Origin of the sequence: Salipiger sp. CCB-MM3 (assembly GCF_001687105.1) — a bacterium.
GTDB lineage: Bacteria > Pseudomonadota > Alphaproteobacteria > Rhodobacterales > Rhodobacteraceae > Salipiger.
Genome location: NZ_CP014600.1, coordinates 156,825 through 178,470, shown reverse-complemented (window position 1 = coordinate 178,470; position 21,646 = coordinate 156,825). Strand labels below are relative to the sequence as shown.

16 protein-coding genes are annotated in these 21,646 nt (G+C 60.5%); 11 read left to right on the top strand and 5 right to left on the bottom strand.

What is annotated here, in order from left to right:
• Positions 1–17: 17 nt before the first annotated feature.
• The 5 genes from AYJ57_RS25040 to AYJ57_RS25020 form a co-directional block, all read right to left on the bottom strand.
• Complete coding sequence (locus tag AYJ57_RS25040; RefSeq protein ID WP_083191552.1) at positions 18–1,439, bottom strand: amidohydrolase family protein; 1,422 nt, start codon at positions 1,437–1,439, stop codon at positions 18–20.
• Positions 1,440–1,482: 43 nt separating this feature from the next.
• Positions 1,483–2,013 (bottom strand): TRAP transporter small permease, encoded by a 531-nt coding sequence (locus AYJ57_RS25035; RefSeq protein WP_066112343.1) that lies wholly within the window; start codon positions 2,011–2,013, stop codon positions 1,483–1,485.
• A gap of 12 nt (positions 2,014–2,025) precedes the next feature.
• A complete protein-coding gene (locus tag AYJ57_RS25030; protein WP_066112340.1) occupies positions 2,026–3,006 on the bottom strand; it encodes a TRAP transporter substrate-binding protein in 981 nt (326 codons plus the stop codon).
• Between the two features lie 40 nt (positions 3,007–3,046).
• Entirely contained in the window at positions 3,047–4,342 is a 1,296-nt protein-coding gene (locus AYJ57_RS25025) for a TRAP transporter large permease (RefSeq protein ID WP_066112337.1), read from the bottom strand.
• A gap of 286 nt (positions 4,343–4,628) precedes the next feature.
• The gene (locus tag AYJ57_RS25020) at positions 4,629–4,970 is read right to left on the bottom strand and encodes a DHCW motif cupin fold protein (RefSeq protein WP_066112333.1); all 342 of its coding nucleotides are present in this window, start codon (positions 4,968–4,970) and stop codon (positions 4,629–4,631) included.
• A gap of 731 nt (positions 4,971–5,701) precedes the next feature.
• Between AYJ57_RS25020 and AYJ57_RS25015 the strand changes: the two genes are divergently transcribed.
• The 11 genes from AYJ57_RS25015 (at position 5,702) to AYJ57_RS24965 (ending at position 21,645) form a co-directional block, all read left to right on the top strand.
• A complete protein-coding gene (locus tag AYJ57_RS25015) occupies positions 5,702–5,896 on the top strand; it encodes a hypothetical protein (RefSeq protein WP_066112330.1) in 195 nt (64 codons plus the stop codon).
• Complete coding sequence (locus AYJ57_RS26100; RefSeq protein ID WP_157374403.1) at positions 5,886–6,161, top strand: hypothetical protein; 276 nt, start codon at positions 5,886–5,888, stop codon at positions 6,159–6,161. The genes AYJ57_RS25015 and AYJ57_RS26100 overlap by 11 nt, the downstream gene beginning before the upstream one ends.
• A 129-nt stretch (positions 6,162–6,290) precedes the next feature.
• Positions 6,291–7,862 (top strand): class III lanthionine synthetase LanKC N-terminal domain-containing protein, encoded by a 1,572-nt coding sequence (locus AYJ57_RS25010; RefSeq protein ID WP_193789577.1) that lies wholly within the window; start codon positions 6,291–6,293, stop codon positions 7,860–7,862.
• 237 nt (positions 7,863–8,099) lie between these two features.
• Positions 8,100–8,930, top strand: coding sequence for a class I SAM-dependent methyltransferase (locus AYJ57_RS25005; protein ID WP_066112324.1), 831 nt, complete (start codon positions 8,100–8,102; stop codon positions 8,928–8,930).
• 1,223 nt (positions 8,931–10,153) lie between these two features.
• Positions 10,154–12,922, top strand: coding sequence for a calcium-binding protein (locus tag AYJ57_RS24995; RefSeq protein WP_157374402.1), 2,769 nt, complete (start codon positions 10,154–10,156; stop codon positions 12,920–12,922).
• Positions 12,923–13,382: 460 nt separating this feature from the next.
• Positions 13,383–14,060 (top strand): response regulator transcription factor, encoded by a 678-nt coding sequence (locus tag AYJ57_RS24990; RefSeq protein WP_066112320.1) that lies wholly within the window; start codon positions 13,383–13,385, stop codon positions 14,058–14,060.
• Positions 14,061–14,448: 388 nt separating this feature from the next.
• Positions 14,449–15,768, top strand: coding sequence for a nucleotide sugar dehydrogenase (locus AYJ57_RS24985; protein WP_066112317.1), 1,320 nt, complete (start codon positions 14,449–14,451; stop codon positions 15,766–15,768).
• 1 nt (position 15,769) lies between these two features.
• Positions 15,770–17,257: a glycosyltransferase gene (locus tag AYJ57_RS24980; protein ID WP_066112315.1), complete on the top strand. Its 1,488-nt coding sequence runs from the start codon at positions 15,770–15,772 to the stop codon at positions 17,255–17,257.
• A gap of 149 nt (positions 17,258–17,406) precedes the next feature.
• On the top strand, positions 17,407–18,441 hold the full coding sequence (locus AYJ57_RS24975) for a hypothetical protein (RefSeq protein ID WP_066112313.1): 1,035 nt from the start codon (positions 17,407–17,409) through the stop codon (positions 18,439–18,441).
• Between the two features lie 3 nt (positions 18,442–18,444).
• On the top strand, positions 18,445–19,947 hold the full coding sequence (locus tag AYJ57_RS24970) for a mannose-1-phosphate guanylyltransferase (RefSeq protein WP_083191549.1): 1,503 nt from the start codon (positions 18,445–18,447) through the stop codon (positions 19,945–19,947).
• 99 nt (positions 19,948–20,046) lie between these two features.
• The gene (locus AYJ57_RS24965; protein WP_066112307.1) at positions 20,047–21,645 is read left to right on the top strand and encodes a right-handed parallel beta-helix repeat-containing protein; all 1,599 of its coding nucleotides are present in this window, start codon (positions 20,047–20,049) and stop codon (positions 21,643–21,645) included.
• Position 21,646 lies beyond the last annotated feature (1 nt).

The window sequence follows — 21,646 nt, the reverse complement described above, 5'->3', positions numbered from 1 at the left end:
GCCTTGGCAAGATATAGTCAGCTTGGCGGCTGACCATGATGGACCGGACGGAAGCTTCCATGCTCCGCGACGATCGTTTCAAGCCCCAGCGCATGGGCGGCGGCAACACCTTCTGGCGGCACCACCATGGTTGTGCCCGTGCCAACAATCTCGCCCCCGCGCAGGATTGCCTGACCGCCGCCAAAGCTCATCACCGGGCGGCGCCGATCGAGGTCGATGACGGTCACATCCGCATCGGCGCCCGGAGCGAGATGCCCCTTGCGCGCCGAAAGTCCCATCATGCGGGCCGGTTCTGCCGAGGTCTTTTGCACGAATTCCGAAAGGCTCAGCGCGTTGAGATGCACCAGCGCGAGGCCGCGCTCGCACAGGTCATTGCGCGGCAGGCCACCGCCGTCGGTCGCCAGCGCGTCGATCGCGAAGCGACCGGTCTCGCGGCGCAGCAGCGCCAAGGTGATCGACGTGTCCGCCGGATTGACGAAATAGCTCATGCCGATGTCGGTCTCGGCCTCGCGCCACGCGGCCACCGCGGTCTCGCCGGTCTCGAGGCGGGTGACACCGCCTTCGTAGACGTGGATATGCGCCCAGCCGTCGAGGATCGCCTGCTCCATGCCCTTGATGTCGGCGCTGTACCCACCGGCGATCAGATTGCGCTGCGTGGCGACGCTCTCGGGAATGCCGTTGGCGCATTTCGCCGAGTTGCCATTGATCGGGGCGAGGTAGCTCTCGGACCAGATGTTGGGATAGCGGGCCAGAATTTGCGCCGCCTCATAGGCCTCGAGCAGCGCCGGACCCTGAAAGCCGCGCGCGTAGGCGTTGACGTGCGGCATATGCAGCGGCTGGCCGCCCGCAAGCTCGCAGGCCTGCCGCAGCCCGTCGAGGTTCTGCGGCGTATCCAGAGTACCGGCGTGAAAGGCCACATGTGCGCCCTCGCGCCCGCAAAGCTCGATGACCCGGCCGGAGGCCTCGGGGGTCAGAGGGAAATGCCCGCCCAGCACCTTGAGCCCGACCGCCCCGGACGCGCGGGCGCGGGCCAGCGCCGCTTCAAGCTCGGGCATTTCGGGGTTGGTGGTGTCGACGGTATGGCCGGGGCGCACGTAGTCGATACAGGCCAGAGTGAGGCCGGTGCCGGTGCGCGCGGCGATCTGCATGACACTGTCGATCGGCCCGGCCATATCGAGCGCGGTGGTCACGCCTGCCAGCGCCAGCATCCGGTGACCCGCGGCACCGCCCATCCAGCCCGACACATGCACATGCGAGTCAATCAGCCCGGGCAGCACATGCAGGCCGGTGACATCCTCTTCGCGCGCCGCGGAGGTGCCGATCTGCGGCGCGACCTCGGCCACCTTGCCGCCCTCAAAGGCGATATCGGCAACACCATTCACGCCCGAGCGCGGATCGCAAACATGGCCGCCGCGGAGGATCAGGTCATAAGTCATCATGTCTTTCCTTTTACGCCTGTCCCCGCGGGGACAGAGCGGAAGTTCAGTCGGGAGCGGCGCGGTGCGGCGCTCCGTCGTCGCCGCTGTGCCGTGCGAGGATATGGACGAAGATCACCACGATCATCATCGGCACGGCGATGGCGATCCAGACGGTGTGGAAGGGCAGCGCCTCGGCCATGGTCTTGGTATGGCGCAGCAGGAAGCCGCGGGCCGGGTTCATGCCGGGGCCGACGAAACAGTAGAGCAGCACCGGGGCGAGGTAGACGAACACCACCAGCGACCGAACCAGCTCGGCAGCGGTCTGCAGCCACGGCGGCCCGTTCTTGACGCTGTTCATCAGCGCCGGATCGAAGCGGCGCTTGAAGGCCATGGTGGCACCGATGAGCCCGGCCCAGATCATCGCGTAGCGTGCGAGTTCTTCGGTCCAAGAGGGGGGCTGCTGGAAGATGTAGCGCGCCGCCACCTGCAGCAGCACCACGCCGACGAGCACGACCAGCGCGGTAAGAGTCACCGCGCTGGCTGCCCAATCCAGAATCCGGCTGATCCGGAGGATTGCGTTTTTCAGGGAGGTCATGAACGCTCCTGCTTACTCGGCTGCAGCCTTGGCGTCGGTCCAGAGCTGGAAGTCCTCGGCCGAGACCTGTGTCTCCCACAGCGGTGCGGCCATCTCGATCATCTTGTCGCGCTCGCCTTCGGCCAGCGGGGTGATGGTCACGCCCAGTTCTTCCTGACGCTCTGCGATCTCGGTGGTCCACTCGGCGAGCCATGCGCGGTTGGCCTCAAGACCGGCTTCGAGCGCGGCGTCGATCTGGCCCTGCTCTTCCTCGCTCAGGCTGCTGTACCAATCATCGGACACCATGATGGCGCGGGTCGACGGGAAGAGGTCCGCCGGGGTGTAGTTGGTCAGAAAGCCAGTGTGGCCGCCACGGATGGCCGAGCTCGGCGGGTTGAAATAGCCATCCGCCACGCCGGTCTGGATGGCGTTGGCCACTTCGGCCCATGCGATCACGGTGCCATTCGAGCCGAGGGCTTCCATCAGGTTCAGCTGCTCGGGGTTCAGGGCGCGGAAGCGCAGGTCGGCCATGTCGGCGACGGTCGAGATCGGCTTCTTGGCGTTGTGGATGCCCATCGGGGTGCCGATGAAGTTGATGCCGGCAAAGCGCACGCCGAGGTCGAGCAGCGGGGCGCTGGCCTTCTCCATCATCGCGTCTTCGGACATGATCTTGTCGAGCTGTTCGTTGCTGTCGAAGAAGAACGGCAAGGTCAGGCCCTTGAGCACGGGCGAGACCGAATAGGCGGTCGAGGCGGCTGCGAGGTTGATCTCGAGCAGGCCCGAGGACACCTGATCGAGGCGCTCTTTTTCTTTGCCGAGGGTTTCCGACGGGTAAATCTCGACGGTGAAATCGGTCCCTTCCAGCGCGTCGGCGAAGCCATGCGCGAAGGTGGCCTCGCCGCTGTTGGCGGGGTCGTCGACCGAGTTCATCGCGATCTTGATTTCAGCGGCCTGTGCGCAAGTGACGCCGAGGGTCAGCGCGCTGGCGGTGAGCAGGGTTGCAAGGGTTTTCATAGGGTGGCTCCTTGTTGGTAGGGCTATTGATTGGGAGGGATCAGCGCAGCCCAAGCGCCGTGGGAAGGGCGAGGGTGATGGCGGGCACGTAGGTGAGGACCAGCAGCAAAAGCAGCTCGGCGATGAGGAAGGGCATGGTGACGCGGATCAGCCGCCAGTAATCGAGCTTCACCACCGTCGACAGGATCAGCAGCACCGCGCCGAGCGGCGGCGACAGCAGGCCCGCGGTGATGTTGAAGCAGATGACGATCGCCAGATGGATCGGGTCGATCCCCATGGCCAGCGCCGCCGGCACGAAGATCGGGGCGAAGAGCGCCACGGCGGCTTTCACGTCCATCGCCATACCAGCGCCAAGGAAAATCACGTTGATCAGCATCAGATAGCCGAGCGGCCCGAGGCCCCAGCCTTCGACAACGCTCTGGATCGCCTGCGGCCACTGCAGCAGCGCCGCGATGTAAGAGAAAGTGGAAATCGCGCAGAGCAGGATGAACAGACCGCCGAGCATCACACCCGTGCGCATCAGGCTGTCGAGGATGCCTTTGAGGTTGAGCTTGCCGTAGCCGATGCCGATCAGCAGCGCCGCAAGCACGGCCACCGCCGCGGCCTCGGCCGGGGTCATGAAGCCGAAGAGCGTGCCGCCGAGAATGATCACCGGCAGGAGCAGGGCAGGGATCGCCCGGATCAGCGACGGCAGAAACGGCGGCAGGTCCATGTCAGCGCCGCCCGGATGGTCGTCGCGATGGGCGAAATAGGCATTCATGGCCATCAGCATGGCAGCCAGCAGCAGGCCCGGCAGAATACCGGCGGCAAAGAGCGCGGTCACATTGGTTTCCATCAGCGCGCCGTAGAAGATCATGATGGACGACGGCGGAATGATCGGCCCGATGATCGACGAGGCACCGGTGATCGCCGAAGCGTAGTCGCGCGTGTAGCCGCGGCGCTCCATCTCGGGCACCAGCGAGTTGCCAAGCGCGGCGGCATCTGCGGTGGCGGAGCCGGACACGCCAGCGAAGAACACCGATGTCACGACGTTCACATGGCCCAGACCGCCCTTCAGCCGACCAAAGACCGACATGCTGAGATCGATCAGCGCAGAGGCGACGCCGCCCCGGTTCATCAGGTCTCCGGCGAGGATGAACAGCGGCATGGCAAGGAAGGCGAAGCTGTCGAGCTGGCTGAACAGGCGCTGCGGCAGCACGGCCATGAACTGGGCCTTGTCGACGGCCCAGAAGGTCAGGATCGCCGAGGCGCCGATCAGATAGGCGATGGCGGAACCAGCCGCGAGCGCGACAGCTGTGAAGAGGAGGATGAAGGAAACGGGCAAGAGGACGTCCATGTGGGAGGCGAGGTCCCGGGACGCTGCAGCGCGGCGAGGTAAAAGAAAATCCTCTATAACTTTGCTTAATATAATGTTTGATTATACTTTTGACCGGCGGCGTAGAAAAACGAAACGCCGCCAGAGGCTTGCTTGAGACTTTCTGAAAAAATCCACGTTCTGGGAACCGAAGTGAATCCCACGTCGTGACCAAAAAATACGCATATTTTAGATTTATGTGCGTTTCTTGTTCACAAAGTTGCCATCCGTGGCGGCGGAACCTGAGGCCCGCGCCACCACAGGGCGTTCAGTCGACGATAAAAAGCGTCGCGCCGGTTTCCGTGCGCGAGGAGTGGGCTTCGGCGCCATCAGCAACCTGATAGCTCATGCCCTCGCGGACCTTGAGCACGCGGCCGTCCTTGAGATGCGTGTCCATGCCTCCTTTGATGCAGAAGATGACATGGCCCTTGTGACACCAGTGGTCCGAGACGTAGCCCGGGGAATGCTCGACCAGACGCACGCGGACCCGGTTCGCACCCTCTCCGAAATACTGCACGCGCCAGAGCGAGAAACCTTCGTCCCCCTCGTGGCGCTCGGGCTCGATCTGCGACCAGTCGGTGAGGGCGACCGGGAAGTTGTCCAATTTCATGTGTGTTCCCTACTGGCGGCGAGGTTGGAGGTCGCGACATGGACGGCCACACGCGCATCCGCAGCGTTCCGCCGCGCGAGATAAATCAGCAGTAGCATCGAAAGGTCAACGGGGCTGCACCTGCCGCAGAACGGCACTTCGGGGAGAGGGCCTGCTCGACGCAGCGCCCAAGAGTGACTGCGGAGGACCTTCCAAACTCCCCGGTGGATTACTCCGGACCCCCGCTGCGATCTGCGTTACGGGGAGGGGCACATGGGTAAAACCGCATGGAAAATCTGGTGCTCTCCCCAAACATCTCGCTGCGTGACTCAATAAATCCAGTCAATGGTAGAGAAACACTCTGTCCCTGAAATAGGGTTTGTAATTTTAAGAATTTGCGCGGCTTCCCCTTAGGAATGAAGCGCATGTTTAGGTTGTTATAGAATCGCTTTTAATATCTAGAGGGTTGTGATACCAAATTAGAACTTCAAGTTATCTGAGTTACCTTTTTCTCATTTTAGTTTTTGGGAGGGAATAAATATGGCAAATCATCCTGAATTTGTCCAAAAAATGCTCAACGACCCAGATTATGCCGAAAATCTGCGAAAACAAGCGGTGGATGCGGTCGTCGGTGGGCAGCACAGCGATGCTTGGAAGGCTTTTTTCGGCGGGGATCACTTCGCTGGATTGGCAACGGATCCACAGAAACTTCGGTCTCTTGGCGCGAGTTCAAGCGCTGCCGCAGCCTGTACATGCAACAGTACGACAGTCACCACCACGACCAGCCCGATCTGCACGGGAACGACCACAACTGGGTCCGGCTGACACGCAGCATGATTATCAGATTTTTCGAAATGGAAATAGCCGTCTCGGAGGATCGTGTCAATTTTGGATCGGCAATTTCGGGAGGAATTGCTGAAGTGGAGGAGTACTATCGTGGTGAATAACAAAACTCAAGAAATCGTCCAAAAGGCGATATCGGACTCTGATTTTGCCGGAAATTTGCGGGATCAAGCAATTAGAGCTATTCACGCTGGGGCAGGGAGCGACGAGTGGAAAGACTATTTTTCCCAATTCGCGGCGTCACCGGAAGAATTGCAGTCGATGTCTGCCGGTGCCGAAGGCGCGGCAGCCTGCACGTGTCACAGCCGCACGGTGATTACGACAAGCACGCCACTCTGTACGACGACGACGACAACAACGTCGGCGTGACCGGCACGGCGTCGCTTCCCGTGCCTGCCACGGGGATCGACGCCTCCGAATTACCAAATTCAACTAAGCTCCCCGGTCAGCACCGGGGAGGGAAACGCACTCCGACAAATTTCAATGGAGCATTCTCTTATGCAGAGGGTCGATGTCCCCGTGTCACCCGTTCTGGCTTCCAAGGACGACCTGGCGAAAGAGCGCGAAGCGGCCTGGCGTGACCTAGTCGAGGAGTTTCTGCCGGTTGTGCCCCGCGAAAGCGGATGGCGCTATAGACGCGTGGATCGCGCGGATTACCCAAGTCAGGGCTGGAAGCTTCACGTCTCGGCGACAGTGCCAACGGCAATCGAGGTCTTTCGGCGTTGCGCGCCAGTGCTGGCAGAGCGGGGCGTCTATTTCAAATCCGTGAAATCGCTGCGGATCCTCGCGCGGCTGAACAGCGCGATCCCGTTTGGCTTCAGCCAGATCGGAAAGTTCATAACTGTCTACCCGCGCGGGCCAGAGCAGGCGGTTGAGCTTGCGGCGCTGCTGCATGATCTCACCAAGGACTTTGAGGCTCCCGCTGTCCCGTTCGACGAATGTTACATGCCTGGAAGTTCCGTACATTACCGCTATGGCGCCTTCAGCGCGCAGGAAATGGAACTGGAAGACGGCTCTATGGTTGGCGCGATCCGCGATCCGCAAGGCGTTCTGGTGCCAGACCTGCGGGAACCGGGAAAGGCCGCGCCAGACTGGGCGCGGAACCCATTCCCGGGCGACAGGCGAGCGGTCACGCTCGGTACGAAACTGCAAACGGACTACCTTTGCTACGAGGCCATGATGCAGCGCGGCAAGGGTGGCGTCTATCGCGCGGTGGACATCAAGTGCGCGCCCGCTCGGCTCTGCGTCGTGAAGGAGGGGCGCCGGCATGGCGAAACGGATTGGACAGGCTCGGATGGTCGGACCCTCGTCGAACGCGAGGAGATGGTTCTGCGCCACCTAGAAGGGTCCGACTGTGCGAGCCCCGCGGTGCTCGACAGCTTTGTGATAGACCGCCACCGCTACTTGGTGATCGAGCACATCAAGGGCGCGCCTCTTTTGCAGGCCTGCTCGGACCCTACGCGCAAATTGCCCCTCGATGTCGCCCTAGCCTATGCCGCGGGCACGGCGAGCTTGGTGGCCGCATTACACAGCGCGGGCTGGGTCTGGCGGGATCTGAAACCGGCGAACATTCTCGTGGAGGAGACCGGACGACTGCGCCCCGTCGATTTCGAAGGGGCGATCCGCAGCACCGCGACGACGCAGATCCCGTGGGGGACCCCCAGCTACATGCCGCCCGAGATTCACGAGGGCCCGGTAACCGGATCACATGTGCCGGAGGATTTGTTCGGCCTCGGTGCGACGATCCATCAATTGCTGACCTCTTGGCTCATGCACCGTGACGAGCCCGCCGATCTCACGCCCGAGCGGGTGGTCACGCGGCCGCCCGTCGGCACGCTGCGCAAGGGTGTTCCTCTCCACGTGCGCGATCTCGTGCTACGGTTGATGGACGCCGATCCACTCAAACGGCCAGAGGCAGCAGAGGCGCACGCCGTGCTTTCGGATTACGAGCGCGTCACTCTTCCGGTGCCCACGCTTCCGAAGCGCGAGTCCGCGATTGTGCGGCGAGTCCGGGAAAAATTGTGGAAAGAGGCGCAGGATATGATCCTGCGTGAGCCAGAACTCGCCTGACTGTTCCGGACATGACCCGAGCGGATGAAGCGGCCCGGGCCGCAAGCCAGCGCCTGAACGGAGGAAGCCGTTCAGGCGCTCTTAAATTGCGTTCTCGGCACGATGTAGAGAGCGATCGAACATCTGCGGCGCAAGGTGCATCAATCAGCATACACCCTTGGTCAGCTAGGGTTTCAGACAGGCTGACACTTCGGGTCGCCATGTGTAACCTGCCCGTATTGTTTAGAGGGCTTCAAGATGACCGATCCAGCTAGCGTCTCGGACCATTACCAAACCGGACACCTGCTCAAGAGAATTTCTGACGCTTGCACAGCGCTCGATCTGGCGCCGCCGATGTCTCGGGACGCCTTGGCGCCGGTAGACGAGTTTCATATTGGCGGGCGGCTCGCCACGACACCTTTTGTGCAGGCTTTGAACCTGTCCCCTGACAGTCGGGTTGTCGATCTCGGGTGTGGGCTTGGAGGTCCGGCACGCTTCGTGGCCGCCACCACCGGCGCCCATGTCACCGGCATCGATCTGACGGCTGAGTTTGTGGAAACCGGGCGTGCGCTCACGGAATGGACGGGCCTTTCTGATCGGGTGCACCTCATCGAAGGCAGCATCCTGGACTTGCCGCTCGATGCCGGCTCGGTGGATGCCGCTTATATGATCCATGTGGGGATGAACATCGCGGACAAAGTCGGGCTCGCGCGGGAGACGAAGCGCGTGCTCAAACCCGGCGGCGTCTTTGCGATCTATGACGTGATGCAAGTCGGAGAGGGGACCATGGACTATCCAACGCCTTGGGCGTCTTCCGCGGCACAGAGCGCGCTTGCATCACCAGAGACATATGAGGCTGCTTTGAAAACCGTTGGTTTCGAGGTCACGGACCGCATCGATCGCACTGAATTCGCCAAACAGTTCTTTGCAGATCTTGCTGCTGCACAAGCCCGTGCGGGCGGCCCTCCACCCTTGGGCCTGCATCTGGTCATGGGTGATGATACCGCCCTCAAGGTCCAGCATATGGTTCGAAACATCCAAGGCGGGTTGATCGCGCCGATTGAAATGCATGCGCGTCTCCCAGTTTAGCGTCATTCTCGCTATAGGGTGATGCCTGCCAACACCGGGCAGGTAAGGTGTTGCCATGCTGGTCGTGAGGTCTGCAGGGGGATAGACTGTGAACAGGCATGGAAGACTGATCCCGTAGCGTGAGTCAGCCCCTTTGAAGTGGTCCACCCACGAAGCCTGAAATCCAATAGGATTTCGGCGAACAGGAGGACTACACAATGGCTGGAAAGCGAGAGAAGCCGGAAGACATTGTCACCAAGCTGCGTCAGGTCGAGGTGCTGCATGGCCAGGGCCTGTCGATGGCCGATGCGGTGCGGCACTTGCAGCGGAAGCTCGGCCTCGGGGTGGATCGCGCGCAGAGACACAGTTATCGGGAGTCTGGGCGGGTCGTGGTCGTCCTTGGCGTGCAACATCGGGATCTCTCCCAGCAGTGCCGCTTCCAGTGTAGCTCCTCGACTGGCATAGTCGCGTCGGAACTGGGCCCTTCGGGGTCTAGGCATCCGCCTGAAGTGTACCTCGCCGCACGTAGTTGGCAATCAGTCCCGAGGTAAGGCCACACGCGCCATTGCCGCGCGAGCGGCTTCAACTTCGGGCTTGCACCCGCCGAAACATTCGTAGCAATCACGCGAACGAGCGAGAGCAAGTGGCGCAAGAAGCGGCCTTGCGGCGGCGTAAAGATTATCTAACGATGAAGGGCGAGGGCGCCCAGAATAACAATTCTTGAGATGCCCGCTGCTTCCCAAGCAACTCAATGGCGCTTATGCGACTCCAGGGCGGGGTAGGGTATTGTCAGACGGCTTTTTTGCTGCGTCGAATTGGGTTTTGCGCCGGGACCTCTTGCGCGCAGCGAGCAGGCGGGCGGTTGAAGCTTCTCCCAGGTATCATCACTCCGCTCGGCCGCCAGTTTGGACCCGGAATTTGCTAATCCGATAGAGCCAGTCGTCAGGCCCAAGATCCGCGGGGCCCAGCCCATGTGCTGAGCCTGCAACGTCGCATCCAGTAGATGACCTTCATCAAGACGCCCGAGCTGCAGATGAGTTGCTGAAAATTTAGGATGTGCGTGAGTTTTGGCTTGGCGCGGATAGGGCGCAGTATCTCGCGATCAAGGCATAAATCCGCCGTCAACCATACTTTCAACGATATTTGTCACGGCTGGAACATAAATTTCCCATTTTTTGTGTGCTAGCTCGGAGGCGAGCGAAGACCACCCCCTAGAACCCTCACGACTAAGGATTATAGAGGCTATGGTCATAAAAATTAAGGCGGGGGCTTCCTCCGCCGAAATCCAGCGAGCAGTGGACTCAGCGTCTGAAGGTACGGTGATCCAACTTGCGGCTGGCGAGTACAGGTTCACGTCGACGGTGGAGATCTCCACTGATGGGGTGACGATTCAGGGCGATGCCGCTGGCGGCACCGTCATCACTTTGGATGCCTCAATGGAGGGAGACCCGGCGTTTCAAGTCGGAGATGACCTGTTCAATGAGGACCTTGGCGCCGAGGTGTCGGTGTCTTCCGCGTCGAAGGGGGCGAACTCCCTTACGCTGGCGACAGCCGATCATGATCTTCAGGTTGGGGACGTGATCTGGATTACCATGCCCAATGACGACGCGTTGTACGATGAAATCGGTGACACCGCTTGGCAGAAGGACAACAAAGACCTTCGGACGCAGATGGTGACGATCACCTCTGTGGACGGAAAGAAGGTCGGTTTCGACAACGCGCTTGATTTCGACTTCGACAGCTCAGCCACGGTTCAGCGCGTCGATACGGTCGATGATGTGACGATCCAGAACCTGTCTTTGGTGGGGGACTATGGAACCTCCGACCCGACCGATTTTTCGAATACGATCTCGGCTGAAGATGACGGGATGATGATCCTCGTGAACACATCTTCGGGGTTCTCGCTGAGCAACGTCTCCATGACCGAGCCGGGATCGAGTGGTCTGGTCATCGCCAAGTCTGTCGAGGCCGACATTGACGGTCTGACCATCGAGGGCTCCCATAACAAAGGGTCTGACGGAAACGGCTATGGCGTGTGGATCCGAGATGTCTATGACAGTGTGTTCAGCGATCTGACGATCACTGACACGCGCCATGCGGTGCTGTTCGCGTCCTATACGTCGGCATCGGGAAATACGGTTCACGTCTCCTACACCAACCGCGACATCAATTTTCACGGTGGCCTCGACACGGACAACACCGTGATCGTGGACAGCTCCATTCGGGATACCGAAGCAGAACAACGCGCGCTCGGTCTGACCTACTTCGTCAACGACGGCGGGAAAAGCTATGGCGCGCCCACCGATCGTGACGCGAATACCGCGCTCTTCACGAATGTGGAGGGGTCGGTCCGCGCGGAAGAGATCGAACTGACCGACGCCGGCGGTGTCGCGTATATGTACGGCAGCGCGGACACGGTCACGGGCGGCGCTGGCGACGACTGGATCGACATGGGGACCGGCACAGATGTGATCTATGGCTCCGACGGCGACGACACGCTGATCGGCAATTCCGGCACCGATACGGTGATCTTTGACGCCAGCATTGCCGACATTTCCGTATCCTCCACGGGCTCGGGTGTTGCGATCGCACATGCGGGGGGCACGAGCTTTCTCGATGGCATCGAGGTGCTTCAGCTTGGCGGCAAGACCTATTCGCTATCCGATGATCTTGATTGGTTGATCGCAAATGGCGGGTGGTCGTCGGACGGCGCGACAGGTGGCGCCGCGGTCACCGAAGATGCGGCGAACGACGACGCAGCAGCAGAGGATGCTAACGCCGAAGAGGATGATCACGAAACGCAGCCGGTCGAGTCAGGCGACGTCGAAACTGGCAAAAGCGAAAGCGACGACACCGCGGTAGAAGAGTCAGTCGCAGCGCCAGATGAGGGGGCTGTCACCTACATCAACGGAACCTCGAGCCGAGATACTTTGGTGCTTTCCGGTGCGGCGACCGAGGTCGACGCGCAAAGCGGACCCGATACGGTCATCGGTGGGGCAGGCGACGACCATGTCGACCTTGGCTCCGGGCACGACCGTTTCGTGGCATCTGCTGGCAACGACACGGTGCTGGGCGGTTATGGCAACGACACGGTGTCCATCGCGTCGGATTTGGGATCGCTTTTGGTCGACGAAACCTCGGACGGAACCCTGATCGAGTACGAGACTGGATCTGTCCTGCTCAAGGATCGCGTCGAATTCGTTGAGGTCGACGGCACCGTGTATCGCGTGTCGGGTGACTTGGCAGCGCTGATCAATGCGAGTGCCGAGAAGAGCGAAGCGACGTCTAAGTCTTCTGAGGATGAGCTGGCTACGACGAGCGAGCCCGAAGTCGCAGATGTCATTGATACGCCGTCCGAAGACGCGGCAGACAGCCTCGATCTCATCTCTGGCGCGGTGTCGGGACTCGAGCTCACGGGTACGGATGGAGCCGACAAGCTGGTCGCCAACGAGGATCAGACAGTTGTGCGGGCTCTTGCTGGCGACGACAAAGTGTCTTCGTCCGGTGTCTCCTCGTGGATTGATCTCGGTGCTGGTGACGACCGTGGACAGGGCAAAAATGGAGACGACACCCTCCTTGGTGGGGAGGGTGCCGACAACCTGCGGGGCAATAACGGTGACGATTACCTTCTTGGCGGATCGGGAAACGACACCATTTACGGCAACGCTGGTAACGATACGGTTGTTGGGGGCGGCGGCGACGACAAGCTCAATGGCGGCTCTGGAAACTCTACGCTCACCGGCGGACATGGTTCCGACAAATTTGTCCTGATTGAGGGAAAAAATGTTCTCACTGACTTCGATGCAGGTGAGGGTGACGTTTTTTACTTTTCAGGTCAGACAGATAGCCAGATCCTCTCCAGTCTTCACGATTGGTATGAAACCGGCGAAGAGAGCAATGTTTTCCAGTTCGAGGTGTCGAACGACGGCCTGGCAATCACGTCTGATGCCGGGAGCCTCTACTTGGAGGACGTGACCCTCGAAAATGTCGCCGACTGGTACGACCTCGGCTAACAGGCTCAGGCGTACAGCGGCTCTGCTGTACGCCTGACCTCGGTGCCGGAAGACCTGTGCTTCTTTCGGCGCTGACCGTTGTGGTGTCCTGCTGTGTGGGGCGTGCCACTTGGAGAGCGAAAATCATCCGTGACGCGGGGGGGGCTGTCCCCGAAGAGGGTGTGAAATGAGCAAATAAAAGGCAAAATTGGGGGGTGTGCCCACCGTCTGCCCATGATTTCCGAAATAATCGAAAAACAACCATAGGAAGAGTTTTTAGCAAGTTCGGTGCTTTAACCTTCGTTTAACACTTGTGTGATGCGGTTTCTTGAATTCGTTGCTTGATTTCTGCACCTGCGAGATCAGATCGTGCCTCCTGCGGTATACGACAAGTTTTTGACGATTTCTGACCGATTTTCACCTTTTGTTAGAGGTTACTCTGTACATGAACGGATATAGTGCGGTCCATAATGTGCTCATTATGGACACAAACCCGGTATTGGTTGCCGGGGTCTCAATGTTGTTACAAGAAGACGGCAGCGTCGCCGCGAAGGCGCTTACAGTTTCTACAGGCCAGTCTATGCTGGCTGATCTCGTTGCGGCGGACATCGCACCTGAAACGGACCTCATTATTATTGATCCGTGCCAGTTCGGCGATCAACTCGAAGCCGCGCTCGAGATAATTGACGCGGGGTTATCAAAAAAACCAAGATACATCGCCTATTGCAGCGCGACCGATGTGAATGACCAAGACATGGTGCGGTCTTTGCTGACGCTGGGCTTTAGCGGCGTCGTGTCGAAGCAGGTCGACCTGCAAGTGGTCAAGATCGCGGTTGCCTCGGTGCGCCATGGGTTGGTGCACGTCGAACAAGGGTTCGCGGAAGCGCTCCTCCATGCGTCTCATGGAGCCACCGAGGAACAGACCCTCATCGACCGCGTCCGAAAAATCCCGCTGGAGGCAGAGCTCACCGAAAGAGAAGCGTTTGTGCTGCGCGCCGTCGCCTTCGGCAAGAGTATGAAGGAAATTGGTCACGAACTGGACCTGTCTTCCAAGACCGTGGAGACCTACAAGGCCAGGGGCGCTTCGAAACTTGGCTTGCGCACGCGAAAAGATATCGTGGGCTACGCGCTTCAGTCAGGTTGGGTGATCCAGCAGTAGAGCTATAAGTCAACAAAAATCGTAAACTTCGGGGAGGCGCCATCGGCGCCTTTTTTTGTGCCCGAAAGACAGAAGAAATCACACTAACGCGCGAGATCTGGGATAGTTCCCGCCTAGGGTTTTTCCTGACAAGAGGAGGTGTAACTGTCAGGAAAATAGAAGATTTGTGGGGTTTTTCACTACGCAAATTCAGCAGAATCCTGACACCGAAAGGGGTTATCCCGACTGTTTCGCACCTGCAGCAATTATAAGTTGGGTCTTGTAACGTGAAGGCGTGTGGCGAAATGCCGCTGACCTTCTCGGGGCGCCAAAGCGTGATGGAACAGTGTTCGAAGAGCCAGAAGACGCGGCCGATTCGGACCTGCACAAACCCTGAAAGGAATGCCGAATGGCAAACATCGCAGTAATCGGAATTGGGTATGTCGGGGCAGTCTCGGCCGCGTGTCTAGCACGCGACGGCCACAATGTTGTCGCCGTCGACGTCGATCCGGGCAAGGTTGACGCCATCAATGCCGGCATGTCGCCGATCGTTGAAGAGGGCCTGCCGGAACTGATCGCCGAGGTCGCGGCCGCTGGCAAACTCGTCGCCACGACCTCCATCGCCGAAGCTGTCGCAAAGACCGAAGCGTGCTTCGTTTGCGTCGGAACCCCGTCGGCTTCCGATGGTTCGGTCGGTCTGGACTATGTGAAAGCGGCCTGCAGCCAGCTGGGCGAAGCGATCAAAGCGCAAGACACATGGTACTCGGTCATCATGCGTTCGACTATCGTGCCGGGCTCGATGGAGGGCACCTGCATTCCGACCCTCGAGGCGGCATCAGGAATGAAGGCGGGTGTGGATTTCGGTGTCGGCTACTACCCAGAATTCCTGCGTGAGTCCACCGCGATTGAAGATCACAAAGAGCCCGGACTGATCGTCTTTGGATCTCTGGACAAGGTGACGGGTGCATTCCTGACCGCCCTGAACAAGGATATCAAAGGGTCGATCAATTCTGTCGATCTGCGCACCGCTGAGATGGTGAAATACACCTCGAATTCCTGGCGTGCCGTGAAAGTCTCTTACGCCAACGAAATCGGGAATATCGCAAAAGCGAACGATATCGACGGGCAATTGGTGATGAAAATCCTGTGCTCCGACAACAAAGCTGCGATGAGCCCCTATTTCATGCGCCCCGGCTTTGCTTTTGGCGGCTCCTGCCTGCCGAAGGACGTCCGTGCGCTGCGTGCACTGGGCGATGCCAAAGGGCTCGAAACGCCGATCCTCGACGCCGTTCTGGAGGCGAACGAGGCTCAGATCAAACGCGCCGAGCAGATGATCGAGAAAAGCGGGGCCAAAAAGGTCGGCATGGTCGGGATCAGCTTCAAGCCGGGTACCGACGACCTTCGCGAAAGCCCGCTGGCCACGCTGGCGTCCAAGCTTCTGGGAGAGGGCAAAGAGATCGCGGTCTACGACCCGTTCGTCAACGAAGCCTATCAGAACAATCACTCGGCAGCCGGCCGCGGCAATGACTACGGTCTGGACCTGAAAGACAAGATGGTCGGCAGCATCGATGATCTGATCGCGAGCAGCGATATCATCCTTGTCGGCAACAAATATGCCGAAACGATTGTCCCTCTGGAAACGGCGATGGGAACGCGTCCGATGGTCGATCTGACCCGGATCTCGGCCAAGGCCCGGTCCAATGGCACCTACGAGGGGATCTGCTGGTAAGATGGCCCGGATCGCTGCGCATTTAACCTACCTCGCGGTTTTGGTTTGGTTGAGCCTTCTTGTGCTTAGTGCCGATATCAGTTCCGTTTCAAAAGGCCTCGTGGTGGTCGGTCTGATCGGCATTTGGCGCTACAGCTGGGCGGCGGTGAATTTCACTCGCGCAGCGATCTATCTGAACTACGCCTTCCCGCGCCTCCGGGCGCGGGCGGAGCGAAACTACGCCGCGCTGCCGGCACCGGCGCATGCCTATTTTCTGGTGACGTCCTTCAAGATCGAAGCAGATGTGACGGCACGCGTCTACAGATCAATCTTCCGGGCGGCGGCTGCGTCGCGAGGTGGCGCAACGATCGTGGTTTCGATTGTCGATCTGGCCGATGAGACCCTGATCAGGAAGATCTGGGATCTGATGCCGCAGGACGTCGATCTGTCGCGCGTCCAACTGCACCTCGACCGGATCCCGGGGACCGGCAAACGCGATGCTCTCGCGCGCTCCTATCGTCTTATCTCCCGGATGAGCCCGACCCGTCACGACATCGTGGTGGTGGCAGATGGTGACACTTGTGTTCCGGTCGATATCGTCGAAACCTCGGCCCCGTTCTTCACCGATCCCCGTGTCGGTGCCCTGACGACCGACGAGATCGCAGAGACGCCGGAGCCTGGCCTCTTCCGCGACTGGTACAATCTCCGCTTCTCGCAACGGCAGATGATGATGTCGTCTCAGGGTCTTTCGGGGCGGGTGCTGACCTTGACCGGGCGTATGTCGGTGTTCCGCGCCGATCTGCTGACCGATCCCGGCTTCATCGCCCAAGTGCAGTCGGACAGCATCGAGCATTGGCGCCTTGGCACAGTTAAGTTCCTGACCGGTGATGACAAATCCACGTGGTTCTGGCTGCTCTCGAACGGATATCTGATGCGCTACCTGCCGGATGTCGCCTCGGTCTCGATGGAAAGCCAGCCCAAGCCCGGCTTTATGGATAGCGCGATAACCCTGATGGTGCGCTGGTTCGGAAATATGCTGCGGACGAATGGCCGGGCCTTGGCTCTGAGCACCTCGACCATCGGGTACTACACGAAATGGGCGCTTCTGGATCAGCGCTTGGGCATCTGGACGACGATCGCGGGACCGCTCTCCGTGATCTGGGGAACGCTCTTTGTCGACGTGATGGTCCTGCCCGCTTACATCGCTTGGGTCTTGTTCACCCGCTACGTGTTCTGCTGGATCCTCTCGCTGGTCCGCGAACCCGGGTTCCCCATCACCTATCCCTTCCTGCTCTGGTTCAGCCAAGTCTTCGGAGCGACCGTCAAGAGCTACATCTTGTTCAGGCTCGACCGCCAGAAATGGACCCGCCAGCCGGGAGGCGCCGCGGCGAAAGCGGCCCGTCTTCCCCTCGGACAGCGGATCAGGGTCCACTCTTCGACCTTCGTTCACTCTCTGGCTCTGGGCTGGCTCGCCCTCGCCACCCTGTACCTCTCCGGCGTCATACGCTGAGCGCCCCATAAATCTCAGAAATCCAATTGTCGTAGCCCGCAAAGGGAGAACCCACCATGTCCATAACACACGCAGAAGCCAACCATATCGACGGGGGCACCGGTCGCCCGAAGGATATGCCAGCAACGAGCCTGCCCGGGGATCATCCGATGATGGAGCTTCCCTTCACGGCAGAGATCGATGGACGGCAGTACCAAGGTGAAGGCGTCTCGCTGGCCGGGGTCAAGCTGAGCGGACTGGCGGATCCGAACCTTGTGGGTCACGAACGGCTGCTGCGCCTCTCGTTTCCCTTCGAAGCTTTCCAGTTGGCCATCGCGGTCGAAGGGCGCATCACGGATATCGCGCCGGGCAACGGTGAGATCGAGGTGACGTTTACCGATCCGACCGGGCCCCATCTGCCGCAGCTGCGGCACGTGCTGAACTCCTACATCGCGGGCGACGTGATCTCGATGGGGCGTGTTCTGGGGGTCGCTCTTCAGCCGCCGAAAGCGGGGAAGGGGGGCAAGCAGGCCAACAGCAGCGGCGGCAGCGTGTTCCGGACCATTGCAAACGGCCTGCTGGTCACTGCGGCGACCGTTGCGCTGGTCGGTGGGGCGGCATGGCTGGTGCACGATCGCTTCCTTGTCGATCATATCACCGCCCCGGCGCGGGTCGAAACGGCGGGCCGCGCGCTGACGGCGATTGATGCTGGCCAGATTGATTATCTCGATACCGAAGCCGCGATGGGCGAGGTCGCCTTTTCGATCCGCGCAACCTCTGGCGAGACGCTTTCTGTCGCGATGCCTTGCGATGACTGCACCGCTGTCTCTGCCGGTCCGGAACTCGGCGCAACGGTGCAGGCCGGTCAACCCGTCCTTCAGATTTCCCCGGCGGATGCGCCTTTGATCCTCAAGGTGCGCGTCGAGCCCGACCAGCTTTACACACTCGCCGAAGCGCGCGGCATCAAGGCCCGCTTTGCAGATGGCTCGTCGGTCACCACTCATGCGGACGAGGCCTCCTTGTCGGCCGCGGCGGCAGACACCTCCGGTCGCCCGATGTTCGTCGATCTCATTCCCGAGGGCAGCCTCGACCAAGACCGCGCCGGACAGCTGGCCCGTCTGACCATCGAACACGATTACCCGTTCGCCAACGATCTCGCCGAGATCCGTGGCGCAGTCGCAACCAAGATTTCAAGCGTGGAGTAACAAATGACTCATCGTATCATTCCGACGATCCTGTGCGGGGGAATGGGCTCACGCCTGTGGCCGATGTCCCGTATCGACCAGCCCAAGCAGTTTCAGTCCGTCAACGGAACTGGCTCCAAGACGTTTTTCCAAGAAACGATGCTCCGCCACCAAGTCGATGGGTTCGGTGATCCGATCGTCGTGACCAATGCCAAACAGACGGCCATCGTGGCCCGTCAGATGCGCAGCATTGGCATGGATGCGACAATCGTCGGCGAGCCGATCGGTCGGAACACGGGCCCGGCGGTTCTGGCCGCGGCGCTCTTTGCTCTGCGCAATGATCCGGATGCGCTGCTTCTGGTGCTGCCCTCCGATCACATCATCACCGGCGACATCAACCGCATCATCATGTCGATGGCAGATGCCGCCGATAATGGCCGCATCATCACCTTTGGCGTTGAGCCCAGCTATCCGGAAACCGGCTACGGCTATATCACCGACGGCGGTGCCTTCGGAAATTATGCCGGCCTGCACCACGTTTCGAAGTTCATCGAAAAGCCGCCTCTCGAAGACGCGACAGCGCTGCTGGATGCGGGCGGGTCGTATTGGGCTTCTGGCATTTCCATGCTGCGCGCCGATCTTCTGGTCAGCGAATTCGCCCGCTACGATCAAGGCACGCTTGCGGCCGTGTCCGAGGCGGTTGCCAAGGCGCATTTTGACGAGCTTGGTGCGTCGATCCTAGAGGAACTGGCCTTCGTCCGGTCGTCGAACGAGCCGACGGAACGTCTGATCTTTGAGCGGTCCGACCGCATTTCGCTGGCACCGCTGCCTGGGATCAAATGGGACGACGTTGGCGCTTGGAACTCTGTGCATTCGATTTCCGAGAAGGCAGGTGACGGCAATGTCACCCAAGGTGACGTTATCACCCATGAGACCTCCAACTCGCTGATCCGTTCCGAAGACCGTCTGGTTGCGGTGATTGGTCTTGATGATGTGATCGTGGTCGACACGGCGGACGCACTGCTTCTGGCAAGCCGCGACCATAGCCAAGACGTCAAAAAGATCGTCGAGCAGCTCAAGGAACGCAAGCGGGTCGAGGTGTCCAGCCACCGCCGGCGTGACATGCCTTGGGGGCAGATCGAGCGTCTGCGCGACACCGGCAGCTGCGAAATGGACATGCTGAGCGTCGAAAAGGGCGGCAAGCTGATGGTCAACGGGACCGGCCACGGGATTTCGATCCTCACGGCGGTTTCGGGCAACGCTGAATGCGAACTGCCCTCGGGCCTCAAGCGCCTGAATGCCGGTGTCTCTGTTGTCATTGATCCGGACTACTCGATGCCGCTGGTTAATGACGGTGATGAACCCTTCCTCCTGCTTCACGTCACCGTTCCCGAGCTGAAGGCGCTTGCTGCAGAGGCGGCCGACGTCGCGAAGAGCGAAGCGGCGATCGAGGAGCTCGGCCAAATCGAAGCGAAGCTCGACGACCTGGTGACCAACGCGCCCCGCGGATCGCTCGGGGCGGCCTGATCGTCAGGAAGGAAAAGAGTGATGCAGCACCGTTTGTCCCATACGCAATCTCCCGTGACAGGCTCGGCCCACGCCCGACAGGGCAAGTGTGGGGTCCTCATGGGCTTGATGATCGGAACCGCGATGGTCCTTGGCAGCACCGCTGTTCAGGCCGCCGAGAGGTTGGTGCCGATCGAGACCATGCCCAAGCCGAGCCTGCAACTGGAGGCGCGTAAACCGGCGGCTGCATCTCTTGGCCCTCGGACTCGTGAGCGCCTGACGGGCCTCACGCTCGCGGGGGTGTCTACCGAGGATTTGTCCGCGCTGTCTTTTCCGTCCGACGCAAACAGTCTGCGGGAACGCGCCCGCATTCTGTGGGGCGATCTCGGGCTCGATGGGACCGGCAGCGATACGACAGATGTCGCGTCGACTGATGTGACGGGCGACACAGCATTCCCGACGGTGTCGGGAATGCCTGAATTCTCGAACGGGTCCGCCGCGCTGGCGCTGACGCGGTTCACATCGCTGTCGGGCCCGGTCACGACCGGGGCAATCGAGTCCGCGTCCGAGGGGGACGATGCCATATATCTCGAAAAGGGGGCGGCGACGATCGACCGCCTGATCGAGAGCCAGGTGCCGGGGATTGCGCGCGTCGAAGGTGGGCTCATTCTCACACGGCCAATGGTGATCTGGCCCGGTGCAAGCTTGCAGCTCGGCGAGGAAGAGACGCTCTACCTGTCGCGAGAAGACGGTGCATATCTGATCTCTTTCGGAGAAATGTCTGTCGATGGCGGAACGGTCACGGCCACCACGTCGCGCAACGCGCGTGTGCCGCAATTCTCTCCTTTTGTCGCGGTCGCGGGACAGGGTGTCTTTCGCGCAAACCATGGCCGCTTCGTCGGCTTGGGCGCGGCTTCGGATCAAGGCGCCGGACAGCCCGACAGCATGTCGGGCCTCTCAATTTCTGCGGGCCTGCTGTACCAACCCGACCAGCCTTCCAGCATTCTCAACAGCCGGTTCGACGACGTCCATCTTGTCGCGATTAGCGGTGTTCAGGACGCCATCGTAAGCGGCAATGATTTTTCGGGTCAGTACGCGGGTGGCCTGAGCGTCGAAAACAGTCCGAGGGCGCTGATCTCCGGCAACCGTATGACGGCGCCCGGTCGCTATGCCGCGATGCATCTGCGGAACCTGTCCAACGCGCGCGTCGAAAAGAACACCATCGCTTCCGCCAAGGGCAAGGGCGTTTTGGTCGACGGTTTCAGCCGATCTCTGACCATCGACGGTAACGTCGTCGCCAGCGCAGCCGGGTCCGGCATCGAACTGCGCGATGCCACCTGTACCGACCTGTCCTCGAACCTCGTTCTGGCCTCCGGCGGCAATGGCATCGAACTGAGCCGAAGCGGCGATATCGAGGCGCGTCGCAACGTCTCGCTGTTCAATGGCGCGGCGGGCATTTCGATGTCGCAGCAAGCGGTTGGCAGCAAGCTGCTTGTCGAGACCAATCTGGTCGGGCGCAACCGCGATGGTCTGCGCGGTGCGGGTTTGACGGACCTCACGCTGAAGGACAACAGGCTGCCGAACCAAATGCCGCGCCTTCTCGGGGGAGAGCTTGGTCTGAAGCAGACCGCATGGCTGACGGCGCGCAAAGACAACCAACCTTTCAACTTCTCTAACGGCACACAGCAGGCGGCAGCAACTGCGTGTGAAGGGATCTGAC